We start from the raw sequence: 1,120 nt of genomic DNA on the forward strand, positions 1-1,120 counted from the left end.
GTTGATAAAAACCAGGTCGCCTTTGACGACGGCAAACACTTGATGCAACAGCTTGTTGATCACCGCCACCAGGGCCACCCGATGACACTTGCCCCGACGCCGTAGCCGCTCATACAACGCTCGGCAAGCCTGGTTATAACGCCGAGCCGAGCGAGCGGCCATGTAGAGCACCCCCCGCACGTAGCCCACCGAGGTGCCCACCAATTTCCCCCGACTCCGTACCGAACTGCCCGACTGGGCCTGCCGGGGGGCAATGCCTACGTACTTGACCACCGCCTTAGCCGACTCGAAGCCCACCAACCCGTTGGTGGCCACGCTCAGGGCCTGGGCCGAAGCGGGGCCAATGCCCACCACCCGCTGCATTCGGGCCTGGATAACGGCCAATTCTTGCCCCCCCAACAGATCCTGATCCGCCTCAAAGTCGGCGATCTGGGTGAGCAGGGTTTGGGCGATCAAGGCCTGGCTGGCCACAACGCGCTGGTCGCACCGGGGGTCATAGGCCAGGGCGTGAAGCCGGTTGGTGGCGGCCTGGTAAGCCACCCGCAACTGATGCAGATAGCGCTGACGCTGACGCAGTTGGTGCAGGCTTTCTGGGGCCAGGGGCGTGGGGGCGGGCTGGAGTTGCTGGCCGTAGTGAGTCAGCAAGATCGCATCGCGTCGATCCGACTTACTGATGGACTTGCGGGTTTTGGCAAAGCCGGCGCTTTGGGAGGCCTGTAGGGCCGTGAAGGCGATGCCTTCCAGGGCCAGCACCCAAGCCAAGCGGGCCGAGTAGGTGCCGGTGTGTTCGAAGATGACCTGGGTGTGGGGGGGCAGCGTGCTGGCCCAGGTCTCGATAGCGGCCACGTCATTGCCCAGTTGGTGGTAGTGGTCGGCGGTAGCCTGCTGGGTAGGGGGCAGTGCTGGTTGATTGATGTGGAGCGTATCTTTGCTCACATCGACGCCGATGTAATAAGGGATCTGGTTCATGGACAGCGTTGGTCAGTAAGCCCAAGTTGACTCCGGTACTCGACATGGTTGTAAGACGATCTTGCTGATCAGGGTACTGTCCGGGATGACGGAGTCTTGGGGGCGTGGGCTACCGGGCGTGACAACGATCTGGAGGATCAACCTGAGCTGG

The 1,120-nt window shown here is 62.4% G+C and carries 1 protein-coding gene; it reads right to left on the reverse strand.

What is annotated here, in order from left to right:
* A partial coding sequence (locus tag J2I48_RS28100) for a transposase (RefSeq protein ID WP_207338863.1) occupies positions 1 to 969 on the reverse strand: 969 nt, incomplete at its 3' end.
* Positions 970 to 1,120: the final 151 nt, after the last annotated feature.

This window comes from Fibrella aquatilis (assembly GCF_017353255.1).
Classification (GTDB): Bacteria; Bacteroidota; Bacteroidia; order Cytophagales; family Spirosomataceae; genus Fibrella; species Fibrella aquatilis.